Source organism: Rhodothermales bacterium, from assembly GCA_017643395.1.
GTDB lineage: Bacteria > Bacteroidota > Rhodothermia > Rhodothermales > UBA10348 > JABDJZ01.
In genome coordinates, this window is sequence record JAEPNP010000002.1 from 317,729 (window position 1) to 338,002 (window position 20,274).

11 protein-coding genes are annotated in these 20,274 nt (G+C 62.6%); 9 read left to right on the forward strand and 2 right to left on the reverse strand.

Features of this window, described 5'->3' with window-relative positions; all coding sequences use genetic code 11:
* The gene (locus JJ896_09725; protein MBO6779918.1) at nucleotides 1–666 is read left to right on the forward strand and encodes an AhpC/TSA family protein; all 666 of its coding nucleotides are present in this window, start codon (nucleotides 1–3) and stop codon (nucleotides 664–666) included.
* 58 nt (nucleotides 667–724) lie between these two features.
* Here JJ896_09725 and JJ896_09730 read toward each other — a convergent pair whose 3' ends face one another.
* Complete coding sequence (locus JJ896_09730) at nucleotides 725–2,437, reverse strand: family 10 glycosylhydrolase (protein MBO6779919.1); 1,713 nt, start codon at nucleotides 2,435–2,437, stop codon at nucleotides 725–727.
* 96 nt (nucleotides 2,438–2,533) lie between these two features.
* On the opposite strand from JJ896_09730, the gene JJ896_09735 reads away from it, so the two are divergent.
* From JJ896_09735 to JJ896_09770, 8 genes are all read left to right on the forward strand, one after another.
* A complete protein-coding gene (locus JJ896_09735; GenBank protein ID MBO6779920.1) occupies nucleotides 2,534–4,429 on the forward strand; it encodes a T9SS type A sorting domain-containing protein in 1,896 nt (631 codons plus the stop codon).
* Between the two features lie 133 nt (nucleotides 4,430–4,562).
* On the forward strand, nucleotides 4,563–7,397 hold the full coding sequence (locus tag JJ896_09740; GenBank protein MBO6779921.1) for a carboxypeptidase-like regulatory domain-containing protein: 2,835 nt from the start codon (nucleotides 4,563–4,565) through the stop codon (nucleotides 7,395–7,397).
* Nucleotides 7,398–10,841: a hypothetical protein gene (locus JJ896_09745; protein MBO6779922.1), complete on the forward strand. Its 3,444-nt coding sequence runs from the start codon at nucleotides 7,398–7,400 to the stop codon at nucleotides 10,839–10,841.
* A gap of 9 nt (nucleotides 10,842–10,850) precedes the next feature.
* Nucleotides 10,851–11,894 carry a PorV/PorQ family protein gene (locus tag JJ896_09750; GenBank protein MBO6779923.1) on the forward strand — a complete coding sequence of 348 codons (1,044 nt, stop codon included), beginning with the start codon at nucleotides 10,851–10,853 and terminating at the stop codon, nucleotides 11,892–11,894.
* The gene (locus tag JJ896_09755; GenBank protein MBO6779924.1) at nucleotides 11,895–13,517 is read left to right on the forward strand and encodes an N-acetylmuramoyl-L-alanine amidase; all 1,623 of its coding nucleotides are present in this window, start codon (nucleotides 11,895–11,897) and stop codon (nucleotides 13,515–13,517) included.
* Between the two features lie 137 nt (nucleotides 13,518–13,654).
* Nucleotides 13,655–14,428 carry a transporter gene (locus JJ896_09760; protein ID MBO6779925.1) on the forward strand — a complete coding sequence of 258 codons (774 nt, stop codon included), beginning with the start codon at nucleotides 13,655–13,657 and terminating at the stop codon, nucleotides 14,426–14,428.
* 13 nt (nucleotides 14,429–14,441) lie between these two features.
* Nucleotides 14,442–15,041, forward strand: a complete 600-nt coding sequence (locus JJ896_09765) for a hypothetical protein (GenBank protein MBO6779926.1) — start codon at nucleotides 14,442–14,444, stop codon at nucleotides 15,039–15,041.
* Nucleotides 15,042–15,045: 4 nt separating this feature from the next.
* Complete coding sequence (locus JJ896_09770) at nucleotides 15,046–16,443, forward strand: MBL fold metallo-hydrolase (protein ID MBO6779927.1); 1,398 nt, start codon at nucleotides 15,046–15,048, stop codon at nucleotides 16,441–16,443.
* Here the strand turns inward: JJ896_09770 and JJ896_09775 are convergent.
* Nucleotides 16,440–20,144 carry a PAS domain S-box protein gene (locus JJ896_09775; protein MBO6779928.1) on the reverse strand — a complete coding sequence of 1,235 codons (3,705 nt, stop codon included), beginning with the start codon at nucleotides 20,142–20,144 and terminating at the stop codon, nucleotides 16,440–16,442. The two genes, JJ896_09770 and JJ896_09775, sit on opposite strands and share 4 nt — an antisense overlap.
* Between the last annotated feature and the right edge of the window lie 130 nt (nucleotides 20,145–20,274).

Here is a 20,274-nt window from a genome sequence, read left to right on the forward strand (position 1 = left end):
ATGCGTCTCCTCCTCCCTCTCCTTCTGTTTCTAGCCGCCTGTCAGGCCGCAGGCCCTGAGCCCGAGGTCACGCAAGTCCCGGCCGATGTCGCCCCGACCGCCTGGGACGTGTCGCCCCTGCTTCCTGGCATGGATGCGCCTTCCCTGGAACTCACGGCCGCCGACGGATCCACCTGGACGCTCGACTCGGACAGGCTCGACCGCCCGGTCATCATGACCTTCTACCGCGGCGGCTGGTGTCCGTACTGCAACCGGCACCTTGCGGCGCTGCGCAATGCAGAGTCCGAGCTGCAGGAGATGGGGTTCGATGTGGTCTTCCTCAGTGCGGACCGTCCGGAGGTTCTGAAACCGTCCCTGAGCGATTCCACCTTCAATTACACGCTGGTCAGCGACAATGATCTCGAGGCCGCTCGCGCATTCGGGATCGCGTACCAGGTGGACCAGGCGACGATTGACCGGTACGAGGGCACCCGCATGGACCTCGACGAAGCCTCTGGCCGATCGCATTACTGGCTGCCGGCCCCCGCGACATTTGTGATCTCTACCGATGGGCTGGTGCAGTTCGGGTACGTCAACCCCAACTACCGCGTGCGCGTGTCCCCTGAGGTCGTGATGGCGGCCGCCCGGGCGACGGCCGATCATGAGGAAAGGTTGAGGGAAACGTGAGCGGTGTGAGCCATGCATGAGCCCGAAATGAGGGCCATGAGGTAGTTCTGAGCAGCGCTCAGCGGTGCACCACAAGACGGGATTCCGGGCCGCTTGCCCCCATCAGGCGCACCAGATACACGCCTGGAGCCACATGGGCCCGCCACTCCCTGACGCCGCCTACGGCAGACTGCCAGACAAGCCGACCCAACGCGTCGTGCACGGTGATCTCCCCGTGGCCCTTGATCGACAGCACATCATCAAACGGATTCGGCCACACCTCAAGCCGCTGTGCAATAGGGACTGCATCCGCTGCGGTGGAGAGATCCGACACGGTCACCACGCCGCTTTCCGCGCTTTCCGCCGAATTCGAGCTGAGAGCCGTCACGACGTAGTGATAGGGACCAGAACCACCCGGCCGGTCCGTGTAACTCGGCCCGAATGCCCTGCCAAGCAGGCTTTCTGACGATGCGGTCATCGCCCGGGTGTCGGGCGGAGAAGCACCCTCCGCCCGGTAGACTGCGAACGAGCGCGCCAGTGCAAAGCCGAAGATGGACGGGTCCCATTCAAGCGTGACGGTCCCGTCGGCGCCCTTGGTGGCCCTCAGGTTATCGACCGGGTCCGGAGGAAACAGGTCCCGATGATTCATGGGAGGCGGGATCGCCGGACGTGCGTAGAGCCCATCGACAGAATCCGCGACCGCGGTGCCCCTGATGTTTTGCGTTCGGAACAGGATGTGTCCGTCTGCCACGCTGCGACCGAACCTGATCTGGGCAGGGATCTCCGTGCTGGCAAAGGGGGTGCCGGGGGCCGTGTTGGGGTCTGCGCGGTAGGCCGCCAGTCCGGGGTACAGGTGTCGGCCGTTGGAGACGCTCACCCACCAGTCCGCAAGCGCCGCAAAGTCCTGCCCGCCCCCGAACGGCCAGTACAACTGAGGCGCCAGGTAGTCTACCGTGCCCGCATCCAGCCAGGCCCGGGCATCCGCGAAAAGCGCATCGGCGCCGGACAGTCCGACAATCCCCTGCGGCGTTCCGCTGCGCCAGATCCCGAAGGGGCTGATGCCGAACACCGCGTCCGGCTTCACCTGTTGCACCACCGAATTGATGCGGGCGACGAACCGGTTGATGTTGTCCCGGCGCCAGTCATCGAGGTTGGCGAAGCCGCGCGGATTGGCATCGAACGTCGACAGGTCGGATGACCCCATCTCGTACGGCGGATAGGGATAGAAGTAGTCGTCGAAATGGATGCCGTCCACGTCGTAGCGCCGGAGCACATCGTCCACGATTTCCGCCACGTAGTCGTGCACGGCGTCCAGGCCCGGGTTCAGGATGGTGTGGAACAGGCCTGGCGTCGAGTTGGACTCGAGCGTAAGCATCCACTCGGGATTCTCGACCACCGGGTGGTCTGAGGCCAGCGCGTAGCGCCCTACCTCGCGCTCGCAACGAAAGGGGTTGAGCCAGGCGTGCAGGGACATGCCGCGGGCGTGCGCCTCATCGACGGCGAATTCCAGCGGGTCGAAGTACGGATCCGGGGCGCGCCCCTGCTGGCCGGTCAGGTACACGCTCCAGGGCTCAAACGGGGAGTTGTAGAGCGCGTCGCATTCGGTGCGCACCTGAAACATGACGCTGTTGACTCCCAGCGCCGCCAGGTCGTCCAGCATGGCCTGCAGTTCCGCCTGCTTCACGCTGGTGGAGGTCGTGGAGCGACTGGGCCAGTCCAGATTGATGACGGTGGCGATCCAGGCCCCCCGGAATTCGTGCTTTGGAGACTGTGCACGGACCTCGCATATCATGCTCAGGCCTAAAAAGAAACACAGCAAAAAAGCCCGTTGACTCACGCGCGAGTCGGTAAGTACCATGTTGTTTCAGAAAACGCTTCCAACTCGAAAATGAAACGAGCGCTACCCCTGGCTTTGGCCGTTCTCTTCGTTGGCACGGCCACGGCGCAAACTACGGAGTTTGTGTACAATCCTCCGCGGACAGGCGAACTCACTGACCCCCTGCCTGTCTATTCTCACAATGGCGTACGCGGCCTGTCGGGCCCCTGGGACATGGACCGGGACGGCAAGCTGGAGATTCTCGCAGCACAGCACGATGCGGCCGGTGGCCGTGTGTTCGTTTTTGAAAGTGCAGGTGCCGACGCCTGGGAAATGGTCTACGCGACGGCCATGATCGATTCGTCCAGCTCCAGCAGCAATACCCGGTATGCGACCGCGGGTGACCTGGACGGGGACGGCAACTGGGAGATCATCTACGTGGCCGGCAACGGTTACGACGCGGGTCTCGATCCGAACCTCGCGCATGGTGTCTACGTGTGGGAGCATGACGGAACCGTCGGCTCCGACAACTATGGATCCTATCCGGCCAGCATCGGCCAGTACAGTGTGGCCGGCGGTGACGCCTCGCCGGGCTTCGCCCGAGCCCAGAACCTGCAGGCCGCCGACGTGGACAACGACGGAGTGATGGAGCTTCTCATTCCCTCCGACGGTGCAAGCGCCAACGACATCATGTACGTCGTCTCAGTTGTGGGCACATTCGAGCCCGGCGGAGCCGGCACCGGATTCGAGAGCTGGGTGGTGGAGCATCGTGAAGCACCGCGTCAGCGTGGGCTGGGCGGAGGGTCGCCGTACGACATCATCGCGGCGGACCTCAATGGAGACGGGTTCATGGACCTGTCCTACCATACCTGGAATAACCTGAACTTCTTCAACGTCACCACCAACGGGCCGGACACGTATCTCGCCCCGGCAGACGGACAGTTCTTCAAAGCCGCGCCCGGCGACAACGTAGCGCTGTTTGGCGGCGTGGCGGTGGACATCGATGACGACGGGAATGATGAGATCTTCTACCCGGATCTCATGACGAACCAGCTCACCGTTATCGACTACGCCGACTTCGAGGATGTACGCGAAATCGGAGCCGCGCACGTGTACCACAACGTCATCGACATCGGCGGATCGGGCGGATCGGCAGTAGGCGACCTGGATGATGACGGAGCGCTGGAGATCATCGTCGGCGGCCCGGGCTACGGCGTGGGTTCGCGCAATTCGGGCGCGCCCTCCACCTTCATCCGGGTGGCAGAGTTCAACGGCGGATCCGTGACCGACGGAGCCAACTACTCCGTGACGGCCATCGACACCTCTTCGCCGGCCGATACGATGGGCTTCCACACGGTGCATCGGGATTCGATGGGCACGATGAGCACCTACTACGAATACGCCCGCTCCAAGCAGGGCGTGACCGACAACTCCGCGGACCCGGTCTTCACGTCGGGAATCGCCTACATGGGCGATGCGGACAACGACGGTTTTGTGGAAATCGCGCTGACCTTCCAGGGGGTTGACGACAGCCTCTACGTCTACAGCGAAGTGTGGAATGCGGACTCGCTGCGCTACGATCGCACGATCGCATCTCGCATGGAAGCGCCGACCCGGCCCTTCGTGCGTGTCATTTCCATGGACGGCATGAGTGTCGCCCGCGAAGACGACCGCATTGTTCTGCCGTCGGACTATCTGCTGTCGGCGAACTACCCGAACCCGTTCAATCCGTCGACCAACTTCACCGTGACGCTTCCTCTTGAGAAGTCCATCAGCGTGAGGGTCTACGATGTGACGGGTCGCCTGGTGAAGACGATCGTCAATCAGCAGCTGTTGAATGCCGGTACGTACGAATTCACCTGGGACGGCACGAACGAGTCCGGGGCGCAGGTAGCCTCCGGCACGTATCTCTACGCCCTCGAGTACGGCAACTTCAGGCAGAGTCGCACAATGGTGCTGCTCAAGTAGCCGGCCGGCCGGTTTGACTCAAGGGGGAGGGGCCGCGGGCTCCTCCCCCTTCTTTCTTGTAGAGGGAGTGCATTTGCCCGGTTCGACTCCCGAAACCGGACTACTTTCTGCACAGCCCCTGACCAGTTGATGTATGCGAAGTACACGGGTACTGCTCCTACTCCTATTCGTCCTGATCATACCCGAAGCCCACGCCCAGGTCGGCAAGATTGCCGGCCGGGTCACGGATGCCGTCTCCGGTGAGCCGCTGATCGGTGTCAACGTGCTGATCGAGAGCACACAGCAGGGAACGGTAACGGATCTGGATGGCAACTATGTCATCCTCAATGTGAGGCCCGGCGACTATACGCTGGTGTTCTCGTACATCGGTTTCGCCACCCAGCGCATCAATGAGGTGCGCGTGATTACCGGCCAGACCACCCGGTACGACCTGGAGATGTCCGAGCAGGTCATCGAAGGTGAGGAGGTGATCGTCACGGCCGAGCGCCCGTTGATCCAGAAGGACCTCACGGCTTCCAAGAAGACCGTGCTGGCCGAAGAAATCGAGGCCCTGCCGGTCGAGAGCTTCTTCGGTGTGCTGGTGACGCAGGCCGGTGTCACCACAGGACCCGGAGGCGAAATCCACGTGCGCGGCGGTCGCTCCAATGAGGTGGCCTATCTGGTTGACGGCATGTCCGTGGGTAACCCCTTCTCCACGAACGGGCTTGCCACCTCCGTCGCGACCGATGCGATTCAGGAGATGACAGTGATCTCGGGCGCCTTCAACGCGGAATATGGCAAGGCGATGTCCGGAATCGTCAATCTCGTCACCAAGGAGGGCGGCGATCGGTATGAGGGGTCCTTCTCCTTCTACGGCGGCGACACCTGGACCCGTCATGAGGATCTGTACCTGTCGCCCGGCTTCATGAGCTCGGAGGCCGGCCGACTTGGCGTGTACACCATGGAAGGCACACTCAGTGGCCCTCTGCCTTTTGCCAGGAAGGTGCGCGTATTTCTTTCCGGACGGCTCGATGAATCCGAGGGATACATCTGGGGCCGGCGGGAGCATCTGCCCAGTGATTCGGCCAACTTCAACGGCGACGAGGGCCTGCTTGAAACCATTCGCGAGTTCATTCCGGACTACAACGGACCGGCGTGGTACTACGAGCTGCACGGCAAGCCCTGGTATGAGTACGGCGAGGGCGAGGAGATCCCGGCGGACCCCGTCAACATGAATCCCAGCGAAGGCGGCAACTTCATCGCCAAGCTGTCTACCCGGCCCATCACCGGCAGCAAGCTGGAGTATTCCTTCCTGGCGGATCGGTCCCGAAGCCGCGGATTCAACTTTGCCTACCGATTCAACCCTGACGGGGTGGCCAGCTTCCGGAGCCACAGCTTCAACCATTCACTGCACTGGACCCAAACCCTGGACGACCGCACGTTCTACACGGTTCGGACTTCAATCGCAACGAACCGCGACCGAAGCTATCTGCACGAGATCGGGGATATCCCGGTCGTCGATGAGGACACGCCGCTCGTCAGTTCGCTGGCCGAGGCGCCCTTCCCCTTCTATGTGTCCAGCGGCGCAGTCGTCGGCTTCCCCGGCAACAACTTTCTCTTCGGCGGGGACCAGAAAGGCTACGTGAACGAGTCCGCTCGGTCCTTCCGGCTGAAGGCCGATGCGACCCGCCAGATTGGCATCATTCACGAAGCCAAGATTGGGGTGGACCTCCAGTTGCATCGGCTCAGCAGACAGAACCTGGTGGTCCTCTTCAACGGAGACCAGTACCGGGTGCCTACGATCCCTGCCGTCAACGCGCCCGCGCACGACCGCTATGAGGACCAGAAGGTCACCGAGTTCAGTGCATTCGCCCAGGACAAGCTGGAGTTCGACGACTTCATCATCAACGTCGGACTGCGCTACGAGCACTTCAATCCGCACGGTAAGTACGTGCCGAACCTGTTGAATCCTTTCGTGGAGGACTTCACGACAGATCTGGGCGAGGCGACCACCAAGAACATTCTGCTGCCCCGACTGGGCGTCAGCTTCCCCATCACGGACACCGGCATCATCCACTTCTCATACGGGCATTTTGCCCAGATGCCGCCGCTTCGCTCGATGTACGTCAATCCGGAGTTCGAATTCCCGGTCGGTGGAACCCTGTACGGAAATACCAACCTGCGGCCTGAGCGCACCGTGCAGTACGAGATCGGTCTGCAACAGCAGTTGACGAGTCAGCTGGCTTTCGATATCACGGGCTTCTTCAAGGACATCCGCGACTACCTGGCGACACAGACCATTCGGTTCTCCACAATCGCGGGACAGGATCAGTACAGCATCCAGCTCAACCGCGACTACGCCAACGTGAAGGGTGTCACCTTTGCGTTGACCAAACGCCGAGCACGCAACGGGTTGGTCTCGGCGACTGTGGACTACACGTTCCAGGTGGCGGAGGGTAACCGGACGGATAGCGATGCCTTCTTCTTCAACACCCTGTCCGGGCGCGAGAATGAGCTGGAGATCATCCCGCTCAATTTCGATGTGCGACACACCTTCTCGAGCACGCTCACGCTGTCCCGCCCTGGAAACTGGAGCGCCGGCTTCATTGGTCAAGCGACCACCGGGTACCCCTACACGCCGCTGCTCATCGACCAGAAGATCGATCAGTTGCCGAATCAGGAGCGCAAGCCCAACAACTACAAGCTTGACTTCACCGCCTCCAAGGATGTTCGCGTATCGGACCGGGCCCGACTTCGGGTGTTCGCAAAAGTCTTCAACGTGCTCGATCACCTGAACGAGCGCTTTGTTTTCAACGACACGGGACGCGCTACCTACTCCCTCGCCGAGCAGCGCGGGCAATTCGCCGCCTGGGAAACCGCGCTCGAATTGGGACTGCCCGGCATCCACTCGCCGGACGAGTATCAGTCCCGCCCCCAGTACTACTCACGCCCACGCGAAGTCCGCGTCGGCGCAACCCTGAATTTCTAGATGCCCAAACCTGACTCCACGATGCGAAGCCTGGTCATAACGACGCTTCTGCTGGCAGTTCTGGGCACCGATGCCTGGGCCCAGAGCCGCGATCGCGGCCTGGACTACCGCCAGCTCCGTTCCTGGATCGACTCGCAGGGTCGCAAAGGCGGTCCGACGGTCAACGACTGCCAGGAGGACTTCACGGACCGACGTGACGTCATTCTGAACGGAAACCGGATTACCACCCAGATCCTCAACTTTGGCTCCATTTCCAGCCCGGGAAACACCATTACGGACATTGTCTGGAATGGCCTGGGATACGGGTACGAATTCGGCCCCTTCGTCGCTGCAGAGGTGGTTGACGAAGGCCGCAAGGACCCCAAGAGCGTGCTCCTTAGAGACGACAACGGGAATCCGGTGCTGGACGCGAATGGTGACCCGACCTGGGTCATGCACATCGTTTCCGACGGGATCGTATCCAACGGCGGCGAGATTTCCCCGGACGCCAGCGAGTTCTGGGGCTGGCAACCGATTCCGTGCGCACAACCCGTCGGGGGCTTCGCAGGTATCGAGGTCGTGAGCCGGGAGTCGGACGAGATCCCGACCTCGGACGCACGAGACAGGAATCTCGACGGGAAGCCGGACTCGTGGCCGGACGACTGGTTCAATGACAACCTCAAGGAATACGTCTGGCCGGGAGCTCTTCAGCAGGGTGCCTCCAACGCGGACAAGGAGGCCCTCTACTTCATCAACGACTACAACAACCGGGAATTCGCCTACTACCCGTTTCCAAGCGATTCCACCAAGCGGGGTCTGGGCCTGGAGACTGAGGTACGCCTTTATCAATGGGCCAACCCGCTGGCCGAGGACGCGATCTTCCTGGTCTACAAGATCACGAACAAGTCGGAGCGGGACCTCGACAAGGTGACGTTCGGCATGTGGGGAGACCCGCATGTCGGAGGCCCCGGTGACTGGCCGGACGACCTCGCGTTCTTTGACGAGAGCAGGAACATGGTATTCGCCTGGGATGCCGATGGTCGATCCGACATCCCGGGTCGGCCGCCCGGGTACTTCGGCTACAAGTTCCTCGAGAGCCCTGGCCTCGGCAATGAAATCATTGACGGGGTGTTCTACCCCGGAGACGGCATCGACAACGACAACGACGGCATGGTCGATGAGTCCTGGACGGACGGCATCGACAACGACGGTGACTGGAATGCGGAGTTCGACGACGTCGGTATCGACGGCATTCCGGGCACGGGAGACCCCGGCGAAGGCGACGGCATTCCCACGGCGGGAGACCAGTTCGATATCACCAAGCCCGGCGAGCCGAATTTCGAGTTTACCGACATTGACGAGTCCGACATGATCGGTCTCACCTCGTTCGCGAGTCCGCGGTTCGCGGGTAACCGGATCTCTGACGACGAACGGGTTTGGGGGCTGGTCGAGCCCGGCAGATTTGATGAGGTCCCCTCCGAGCCCGGCGACTACGTCTTCCTGTATGGATCCGGGCAGTTCCCGCTGCGCGCCGGGGAAACGAAACGCTTCTCCATCGCACTGCTGGTTGGAGAGAACCTTGCCGATCTCCAGCTGAATGCCGAGACCGTGCAGCAGATTTTCGACGTGGGTTACCGGTTCGCCAAACCACCCGACAAGCCCATTGTGCGGGCCGTGCCAGGAGATGGTCAGGTGACGTTGTACTGGGACGATCGCGCGGAGTCCAGCATCGATCCGCTGTCCCGGAGTCAGGACTTCGAGGGCTATGTGATCTACCGGTCCACCGATCACGAATTCAGCGATCAGCAGACCATCACCGATGTCAACGGCAGCAAGTTCTTGTTTCGGCCGCTGCAGAGTCGGTTGGGGGTCGATGCGCGATTCGACCTGATCAACGGCCAGTTTGGCCCCAGCCCGATTCCGTTCCCCAAGCGCGGCGTGTCCTACCCCCTGGGCAACGAAACGGGCCTGTTCCACACCTACGTGGATGACAACGCGGTGGTCAACGGCCAGACCTACTATTACACGGTGGTCGCCTACGATCGCGGGTTTGCTGGCGACGCCAACGGTTTCACCAACGGAATTCCGCCCAGCGAAACCTCCAAGACCATTACCTACAACCCGGTCACCGACGAGTACATCTTCGACCTGAACACCGTAGCCGTAACGCCGCGGCCCAAGGCAGCTGGATATGTGCCGCCATCGATCGAGGAAGCCGGAGGAATCGTGCACCAGACCGGCACCGGAACGGGTGATATCTGGATCCGCATCGTGGATCCGCTTGCCGTGCCGCCGGCTGGTACCTACACCCTCGCGTTCGACCAGGGCAGCAGTTACTCCGTGATCGACGAGACCCCGAGAGTCGATACGCTGCGAGCTGTCGCGGGTAAAACAACCTCCCTGGGCGTCAGGAATGTGGTCCGGGACGGATTCCAGCTGACAAGCGCCGGAAGGTCACTGGTCGAAGGCACAGACTACCTGCTCAATGAATCCCAGGGGTCCGTGCAGGTGCTGACCACGGGCTCCATCAGCGATGGGGAGTTGCTGGTCGCCAGGTTCAAGTACGCGCCGCTGGCCGGCAGCACCGCCCTGCGGGGTGAAGAAACCAACATCGTATTCGATGGCCTCCATCTGTTCGTACAGCGGGAGACGTTGGCCGTCGACGATGAGCAGACCGGCTGGGTGCAAGGAAGCGGGCCGGCCCATGAGGTGATGGTGGCGCGTTCAGGCCCGGGGCGCGTGGCCCAACCGAGCGACTACGAGATCACGTTCTCCAACGCACCCGTGTCGACCGGATTCTCCAACAACTTGCCGCTCCCCTTCTCGATCGTGAACCTCACGCAGGCCAACACACCGGTTCAGGCCTTTGTCCCGGACATCAACCGGAACGGCAGTTGGGACACGGGGGAACAGATCATCTTCCTCGAACAGGTAGACGGAAGGCTCACGGCCACCTGGGAAGTCCTCTTCACCGATGATGGGTCAACGCCCGGTGCGGGTGATGTATTTCTGGTCGCCACAACCAAGCCCTTCGTGAACGACCGTTTTACGTTCAGCACCCTGGGAGCCAGGGATGACGCGACCCTGATCGCCGAAGAACTAGGCGACTGCTCCGAGCTGGACCCGACTGATCCGCGCTACGACGAATTCGGTGAGTGCATCTACGCCGTGCCGAACCCCTACGTGGCGACAAACGACATTGAGCCGCGCAATCCGGTGTCCCGCTCTCAACGGGGCGACCGGCGCATGTACTTCGCAGGCGTGCCGGCGCGGAGCACCATCCGCATCTTCACCCTGGCCGGCGAGCTGGTCGACACCATCGAGCGCGACAGCCCGGTGGACGACGGCAAGGCGTTCTGGGACCTGCGCACCAAGGACAACATGAACATTGCCCATGGGCTGTACATCTTCCACGTAGAGTGGGAAGGCGGCAGCTACATCGGCAAGTTCGCAGTCATCAAGTAGGAGGTAGCCATGCGAATTATCCTGACCTCCCTCCTGCTGCTCTTTCTGGTGCCGACCGCGGTCGCCCAGACGTTCGGCGAGGAGGGCGATGGCACCAAAACCATCACCAAAGTTGCGACGACCTCGGCCCAGTTTCTGAAGCTCGGAGTGGGTGCGCGGGCCATCGGCCTCGGCGGCACCTTTGTAGCAGAGGCGTCCGACTTGTCTGCGATGTACTGGAATCCTGCCGGCCTGTCCCGCATGGGCGGCTCCGGTGTGCAGTTCAATCACACGCAGTACCTGGCCGACATCAACTACAGCGTGGCGGCGTTCGGCTTCAACCTGGGGGCCATTGGCTCGATCGGGGCCAGCCTGATCTACCTGGACTCCGGGGACATGGCGGTGCGCACGACCGCGCGTCCCACCGGCACCGGGGAGCGCTTCAAGGTGCAGGATCTGGCCATCCAGCTGACCTACGCCCGCAATCTGACGGACCGCTTCAGTCTGGGCTCCAACCTGAAGTACATCCGGGAGCAAATCTGGCACTCGACGGCCTCGGCCATGGCGTTCGACGTCGGCGTGTTGTTCACCACGCCGTACCGCTCACTGCGTCTGGGAGCCAGCATGGCCAATTTCGGCCCGAAGATGCAGATGAGTGGTCGTGACATCCTGTTCTCGACAGACCCCGGCGTCAACCAGTCCGGCAACGTGGAGGTGGTCAATGCCGAGTTCCTGATGGATGAGCACGCCCTTCCGCTGCTCTTTCGGGTAGGTCTGGCGTGGGACGCCGTCAATACCCAGCAGCACCGAGTGGTCCTGCTGACCGATGCCGCCCATCCGAACGACAACAGTCAATACGTGAACATCGGCGGTGAATACTCCTTCAGGGATCTGGTCTTCCTGCGCGGCGGCTTCCGCAATCTGCTGGAGACAGACGGCGAACAGGGGCTGACCCTGGGCGGCGGCCTCAATCTGCGCATCGACCGCTCCGTGCGCGTGCGCATCGACTACGCATTTGCCGACTTCGGCATTCTGGAGCAGACCCACTGGTACACCTTTAACCTTCAGTTCTAGATGCGCCTTCTTTGGGGGCTTGTGCTCGTGCTCGTGGCCATGCCGGCCCGGGCACAAATGCTCGATGACCTTGACGGCCGCCTGACCGAGCCCGCTCAGCGCTCAGAAACGGCAGGTAAACGCACCACGCTCACGTTGACTTCCGGAGCGCTGAATGCCCCGCTGTCGGGCGTGGCGCTGGAGGCAGTCTCCGCGGACCGGGCACTGGAAGCGGATATCCGGTTTCAGCGCAACGGGGCGTGGGGACCCTGGCTGCCCATGCGCGTCGTGCGATCAGCGACCGGCGATGAGTTCGTGGCTGGGTATCGGGGCGATGTGCTTGAGCCCGCCGTGCAATTCGAGATCCGCATGGTCGCCGAGGCATCGATTGAAGTAGGGCGAACGGTAACGTTCGATAACCGGCAGGATGCGGACGGTTTTGCGGACGACACGCCGTTTCTGGCCCCGCTGGCCGGCGCGGAGAATGGCACCATCATCCCTCCCCCCCTGATCACGCGTTCAGAGTGGGGCGCCGGACCGTTTGTGCGCGGCAACCCGGTGCCACTGGCGAGCCCATCGCACGACTTCATGACCTTCCACCACGCCGCGGGCTTCTCTGCCACGACGCGGGACGAGGGCATCGCGCAGGTGAAGGCCATCCAGGACCTGCATCAGGACATCCGCGGCTGGAGTGACATCGGCTACCACTTTGTGATCGACCGCGGCGGCCGGCTGTACCAGGGCCGCCCGTTTCTCAACAGCGCGGGATCGCTGAACGATTTGCCCGTGTTTGCCCGAGGCGCGCATGTGGGCGGTGCGAATACCGGCAACATCGGCATATGCATGCTGGGGTGCTACCATCCGCCGGAGGGTGGCAACTGCCAGGACGAGATCACCGCCGAGGCCCTGGACACGTATGTGACGCTGTTTGCCTTCCTCAGTGAGCGGTATGGCGTGGCGCCGTCCCAGATTCGGGGTCATCGCGACTTCAGCTCGACCGCTTGTCCGGGAGACAACAATTACGCCCTCCTGCCAGGCATCCGAACCGCGGTCACGGAACTGCTGATTACCGGCAACCAGCCCATCGCACAGGCAACCCTGACGGCCGAACCCGGCGCGGACGGCGTGGTGCAGGTCAACTGGGAGTTCGTGGCAGATTTCGGCGTGGTCAGCCACCGTCTGGAGCGCTGGATTGACGGCGAGCGCGACGCGGTGCTCGTGCGCGGCCAGGGTGCTCCGCCGGCCACGTTCGCGGACGCCGGCGTGCAGAGCGCCGAACCGGTGAACTACAGACTGTACGTGACCGGCTCCGACGGCCGGGAGCAGCGGGTGGCCTCCATTGAGGTGAGCCTGGACCTGCCGGTGCGACATACCGTCTCCGAGGTCTTTCCGAACCCTGCCTCTGGCCGGGTCCATTTCCGGTACTTCATGCCGTCTCGCGGCCGGGTCGATCTTGCGCTCTATGACACCATGGGGCGGCGGGTTGCGCAACTCGCCGACGGCGTGCAGGAAGGCGAGCGATGGTATGCCGTTCCTTACGACGTGGGCACGCTTGCCGGCGGGGTCTACCACTATCGGTTGGTGGTCGAAGGGTTTTCGGGAGTGGTGTTCGACAGGGCCGAAACGCTGGTTGTGAACCGCTGAGTGGCGGCAGCTCCTGCGGCGTTGGCGTGAGGGTGCGAGCGGCGCTGAGCCGTGCGGTCGTGGCGGCAACGACGTGCGACGTCGCGGGCGTACCGCGCTCCGGACGCGTATACTCCGGCAGCCTATCCCGACCGTCCATGCGCTTCCCGTTGTGCGCGCTGATTCTGGCGCTTCTGGTCCTGCCGGCATCCGGTCAGACCATCTCCACCGACCGCCCGGATTTCGGTGCGTCGACCAGTGTGTTGCCCATGCGCACGGTGCAGCTGGAGGCCGGGGTAAAGCGGACTCGTATCGATGACTCCAACGCAGATCAGGTCCTGGAGAGTCTGCTGCGCTTCGGCATTGCTTCGCCGATTGAGTTGCGCCTGGGCTGGACGGGAATCAATCGGTTTACAGACGCAAATGGAACATCCACCTCTGGATCCGGGGATATTTCCGTGGGCGCCAAAGCTGTGCTCTCGGAGGGAGGAAGACGCGCACCCTCCTCGGCTCTCATTCTGACGATGTCCCTGCCTTCTGGAGCAGATGCATTCTCCGCCGGAGAGACGGTGCCCGAAGCCCGACTGGCACTGGGATGGTCGCTTGCAGGCCAGCTCGGTCTGACCCTCAACGCGGGATCCTACTGGACGCCAGCGCCGCCGGGGTTGTTTGGCGATGACGACGGCCGGGACCGCAACGACTTCTACTCGGTGACCCTCGGCCGGTCAACAGACCGCGGGCATACTGTCTACGGCGAAGTATTCGGGCTCCTCCTGCCAGACGATGTGGAAGATGCCCATCATTTCGGCGTGGGATACGCCTTCCTCCTCCGCGACACCGCGCAGCTGGACGTCTACATCGGATCGGGCCTGGGCGGCTCGGCTCCCGACGCGTTTATTGGTGCCGGCTTTGCCGTCAGACTGCCTGAATAAGCCTCCCTGCCCCATGAGAATTCGCTCCCTACCCCTTCTGGTAGCCCTCTTCACGGCTGCCTCCCTTTCCCTGTCAGGCTGCAAGACACTGCAGCAGATCACCGCGCTGAAGTCGGTGGACTTTGCCATCAACAGCGTGAATCAGGTCAATCTGGCAGGCGTCAACTTCGATGAGGTGCGCAGCTACAACGACCTCAATGTCCTGGACGTCGGGCGCATCGTCGCTGCCGTGGGCAGAGACGAGTTGCCCCTGCGGTTTACCCTGAACCTGGCGGCTACCAACCCCTCCGACAATCCGGTGAACGCGCGCATGGTGGGCATGGACTGGACACTGCTGCTCGATGATCGAGAGACCATTTCCGGCAGCTTCAACGACCCTCGGGACCTGCCGCCAGGCATTCCGGTCGCTGTGCCCATCGGCGTCGAACTGAATCTCATCTCGTTCTTCCGGAACAGCGCTCAGGACCTGGTGGAGCTCGTGGCGGCGGTAGCCGGGGTGAACGGCGCTCCGAAGCGTGTCTCGTTGCGTGCCCGCCCGTCCATCGACACTCCCCTGGGTCCCATCCGCTACCCCAACGAGATCACCATCGTCTCCCGCGAAGTGGGAGGCTGAGCCGATGCGACTTCGATTCTGCGGCGCGGCGCGCACTGTCACGGGATCCAAGCACCTGCTTGAGCTCGACTCCGGGCACAAGATCCTGATGGACTGCGGCCTCTTCCAGGGCCGCCGGGCGGACTCGGACCGCATGAACCGAAGCTTTCTGTTCGATCCGAAGGAGATTGATGTGGTGCTGCTCTCGCACGCTCACATCGATCACGCGGGCCTGCTGCCCAAACTCTGGAAAGAGGGATTCCGCGGGCGCATCTACGCCACGCACGCCACGTACAGCCTCTCCACACTGCTGCTGCTGGACAGTGCTCACATTCAGGAGAAGGATGTCCGGTTCATCAACAAACTGAACCGGCGGCGTGGACATGCTCCCGTGGCCCCTCTCTACGAGCGCCGACATGCCGAAGGCGTCCTGGAGCACTTCGTCGGAGTCGGCTATCGCCAACCGTTCGAGCCGGTACCGGGCGTATCGGTCGAGTATCGCGACGCCGGTCACATTCTGGGGTCGGCAACCATGGTGCTCACGATTACCGAGGGCGGCAAAACAAAGCGCCTGGGGTTTACCGGAGACGTCGGCAACCCGGGACGACCCATTCTTCGGGACCCCCAGGCCATGCAGGATTGCGATTGGCTCATCTGCGAGTCCACGTATGGCGGTCAGACCCATGAGCCGGGAGACCGAGCCAAGAAGGCGCTACAGGAAGTCATTGAACGCACAGCTGCGCGCGGCGGCAGAGTCATCATTCCGGCCTTTGCAGTTGGGCGCACACAGGAGATTGTCTATGCCCTGGATCAGCTGTGGAACGAAGGCCACCTCAGGCATGTGCCGGTTTTCGTGGACAGTCCGCTGGCCGTGAATGCCACGAGCGTATTTCTGGCGCACCCCGAGTGCTTTGATGCCGAGTTGCACGAGTACATGCTCACGGATGATAACCCGTGGGGCTTCGACCGATTGACCTACGTGCGCGACGTCGAAAAATCGAAGGCCCTGAACGGTAACCGCGTGCCGATGGTGATCCTGTCCGCCTCGGGCATGTGTGAGGCAGGCCGCATCCTGCACCACCTGCGCAACAACATCGGTGACGACCGCAACACGGTGATGATGGTGGGCTATTGTGCCGACCACACACTCGGCAAGCGCATAATCGAGAAGCGACCCGAGGTACGCATTTTCGGTGAGATGCACCGGTTGCGCGCCGAGGTGTCGGTGATGAACAGCTTCTCGGCGCACGCGGATGAGCCCGGCATCCTGGACTTCGTAGGCAAGCTGGACCAGGACCGCCTGCAGAACATCTTTCTCGTGCACGGTGCGCCGAAGCGACAGGACGCGATGGCCGAGGCGTTCCGCGGGGCCGGCTACGGTAACGTGCAGATTCCGGAATTCGGAGAGACGGTGCGACTCTAGACCGAGTCCCGACGTCGCGGGCCGCCGGTTTGGCGATTGGGCTGCGCGGCCGCACGGTCTCCAGCCTCCGTACCGGCACCCTCCCAGTAACCGACCCAGCCGGGAGTGCGCAGGAGAATCTCCGAGTGTGCTGCGGAACGGGGCTTGCTGAACAGGTAGCCTTGCCCCACCTTGAATCCGAGGTCCTGCAGGCGTCTGAGCTGCAGCTCAGACTCGAGTCCCTCTGCTACCAACTCCAGACCGAGTGCGTCGGTCAGGGTCGCGATGGTGCGCAGGATGTGATTGCCACGGTCCTCGAGGATCGTCGGATCCAGGAGGGAGCGGTCGGTCTTGACGGTATCGACCGGAAGCGCGTGCAACAGGTTCAGGGAAGAGTACCCGGTGCCGAAATCGTCGACGGCCAGCTTCACACCGCTTCGCTTGAGCGCCTTCAGTCGCTTGGCCGCCTCCGGCACATTCTCCATGAGGATGTGCTCGGTGATTTCAATTTCCAGAGCGCCGGCTGGCAGCTCGAAGTCCTTCACGGCGGCCTTTACGGCTTCGCCGTATTCGGGCATCATCACGGTGTCGCTGGACGAATTGACGTGCATCACGAGACCCTTTCGGCGCGGATTCGCCATGAGCCAGGCTGAGTGCTGGGCCGCGGCCTCGCGCAAGACCCACGTGTCGATGTCTGCCAGCATGCCGCGCTCGGTCGCGATCGGAAGGAATTCGTCCGGCGACAATCGGCCCAATTCCGGGTGATTCCAGCGTACCAGCGCTTCGAATCCGGTCAGTTCGCCGTTTGTCAGGTTCACCAACGGCTGGTAGTACAACTCCAGCTGATCGCGCTCGATGGAGAACGCCAGGTCAGACTCCAGCTTGAAGCGGCGCGAGACGTCCTCGTGCATGGCCTCCGAGAACACCACGCACGTGCCTCGCGCCCGCCTTTTCGCCACATACATGGCCGTGTCCGCATCGCGCAGCAGCTCGTCAGGACTCTTGTAGCGGAAGTCCGCCATCACCATGCCCATGCTTGCAGACGCGGGCAGATTCTTGCCTGACACACGGAAGGGCTCACAGAGCGATTCGGACAGGCGGTCCGCCGCCTCTCGCGCCTGGTGCTCGTTCTCGACATTGTTCAGCAGCACGGCGAATTCGTCTCCGCCAATTCGAGCAACAACATCGCCGACCCGGAGACTGGAGCGAATGCGCGCGGCCACCTGCTGCAGGAGCGCATCGCCCACGGCATGGCCCAGGGAGTCGTTTACCAGCTTGAATCGATCCACATCGATAAAGACAAGGGCAAACACCTGGCGCTCCGTATCCCGTCGCACCAGGGCTTCCCGGATGCGCTCGTCCAGCACCATGCGGTTCGGTAGACTGGTGAGCGTGTCCGCTCGGGCCTGAAGACGGAGGCGTCGCTCCAGATGCACGGTTTCGGTGACATCTCGTGCCACCACCAGCATGCCGGATGCCTCCCCTTCGCGATCCTGCATCAGACTGACCACCGCATCGACGAACACGACGCCGCTGCTGCGTGATCGCAGGCGGAGTCTTCCCTTCCAGTTGCCCCGATCCAGGAGACTGTTGATCGCCTCCTGCTCCTGGTCGGCGGTCAGCCAGCGGAACGGTGTCAGACGCATGATCAGGCGGCCCTCGGCAGCTTCGGCCTCATATCCGGTCAGTGCCTGGGCGCCCTGGTTCCAGTAGGTGATACGCATCTCGTGGTCAAGCACGACCACGGCATCCTGCACCTGCCCCAGGATGTTCGCCTGCATGCGGATGCGTTCCCTGTTTTCGTTTCTCTCGGTGACGTCGCGTATCAAGGCCAGCGAGCCCAGCGTACTGCCGTCCGCTGCTCGCACATCCACACGGATGGCCTCGGCGTCAAACTCGGAGCCGTCCTTGCGACGAAAGCGCACTTCGGATTGGCCCGGCTCAAACGGCTGCTCGGGATTTGCCAGCAGAAACGAGGCCTCGCTGCCGATGACCTTGTCCCCCTTGTAGCCAAAGATGGACTGGAAGGCAGGGTTCACGGCCACAATGCCCCTTCCCGTATCTGCGAATACGGCCGCGTACGGAATGGAGCGGTAAATGGCCTCGAACTCAGCCTTGCGACGGGCCAGCTCGTCAGCCTGCTCATGTTGCGTGGTAACGTCCTCGACCACGTACGAGAACCTGGGCACACCCTGCTGGGCGTCGTCAATCAGGTTGATCGTGACGTTGAGCCACCGCTCCCGAACGCGTGTCTCGAAGCGCACCGGTGTGCGCTGGGCGAGACACTGGCCGCATGCCCGCTCCCAACGTGCGCTCTGTGGGATCTCTCCGCTTCCGCCAAGCTCAGCCGTGCCCGATTTGGGCTTCAGCAGGCCAAAGAACTCGATAGCCGCCGAGTTGGCTGAAAGATGCACCAGGTTGCCATTGCGCAACGAGATGATGCCCATCAGGAAGGGCGTGCCGTCAAAAAACGCGCGCAGGGCTGCCTCTCGCCGGCGCAGCTGTCCTGCATGCCGATTGCGCTCGGTCACGTCACGAAAAATGCCGGCAAGCAGCGCCCGTCCGGCGTGCTCCGTGCGGGAGACATTCAACTCGACCTCAAAGGAGGTACCGTCGGGACGCAGTGCCTGGGCCGGCACGGCCTCAGTCCCTCCCACTTCGGTCTTTAGAAATGCGGGGATGAACAGCCGCACGTCCTGACCCACAGGCTCATGCTCCACCTGGAGCATGCGGCGCGCGGCAGGGTTGGCGGATACAATGGCGCCGTCCGCATTGCACGTCAGAATCCCGTCTGCCGACGTGGAGACAATCGCCTCCATGCGGCCCTCCGCGGCTCGAATCCGGTCCAGGGCGACGGACTGCTCAAGCACGGAGCCGACCCATTGAGCGAATAGCGAGACAAAATCGGTGTCGGCCGTCGTGAATCCGGTGCTTCGGGCCTCAGGGTCGGAAAGGCTCACGGTGCCGACCAGCCTGCCTCCGACAAATACGGGCGCGCCGAGATAGGTGCGCAGACCGAATGCCTCAAAGCAAGGGTGGGACGCGTGCGTTTCTCCGGCGTCCTCGATGGCGGTGACCACCCGATCCTGCCAGGTGGTCTGACAATAGGTGTCGCCCAGCTCAAAGATTTGTCCTTCGTACAAACCACAATCCTGCGGCCAGTACCGCCGGACTTCGTAGCTGTCACCCGTTATGCGGCTGAGAAGGCCCATCGAAAGGCCTAATGCCGTACAAGCCTGTCGCAGTCCGTCCCGAATGCGCTCGAGCGCATCGCCTTCCTGCGCAGACAGACGCGACAGGAGCGTCAGCCTCGCATCGCGTTCAGCAAGCTTGCCTTTGGCGTGTTGGATCTCCGTCTTGTCCCGGGCGATACCGATGAAACCGACCGGCTGCCCCCCCTCAAGGACTACCTGGACGTGCTGTCCGACCCAGATTTCTGCACCGTCCGCTCGCACCGCTGGAAACTCCCGATACGTGCGGCCCGTGGCCCGACGGGACTGCTCACCGTAGAATCTGAAGATCTCAGAACGGGCTTCCGGGGCCACGAGCGTCAGGTAGTGGGCGCCCACCAGTTGCTCGGGTTTGTACCCGAGCATTTCCCGAACCCGCTGGTTCACGTACGTAATTCGGCCTGCGGCGTCCGTCTTGTAGATGACGTCGCCGGCAAGCTCCAGCACGTGCTCGAGGTGTTCGCCAGGCAAATTGGCCAGCGGGTTTTCCATGCTTCAGGCACCTGGGGTGCCATTGTGGCGCTCCTATCCCTTCGAGGATCGGCCCACGCTGGAAATCCTTTACCTGTCGATCCGTGCGACCTGCTCGCAGCCTGGAGGCGGCGGAGTCGGTGCGGCCGGC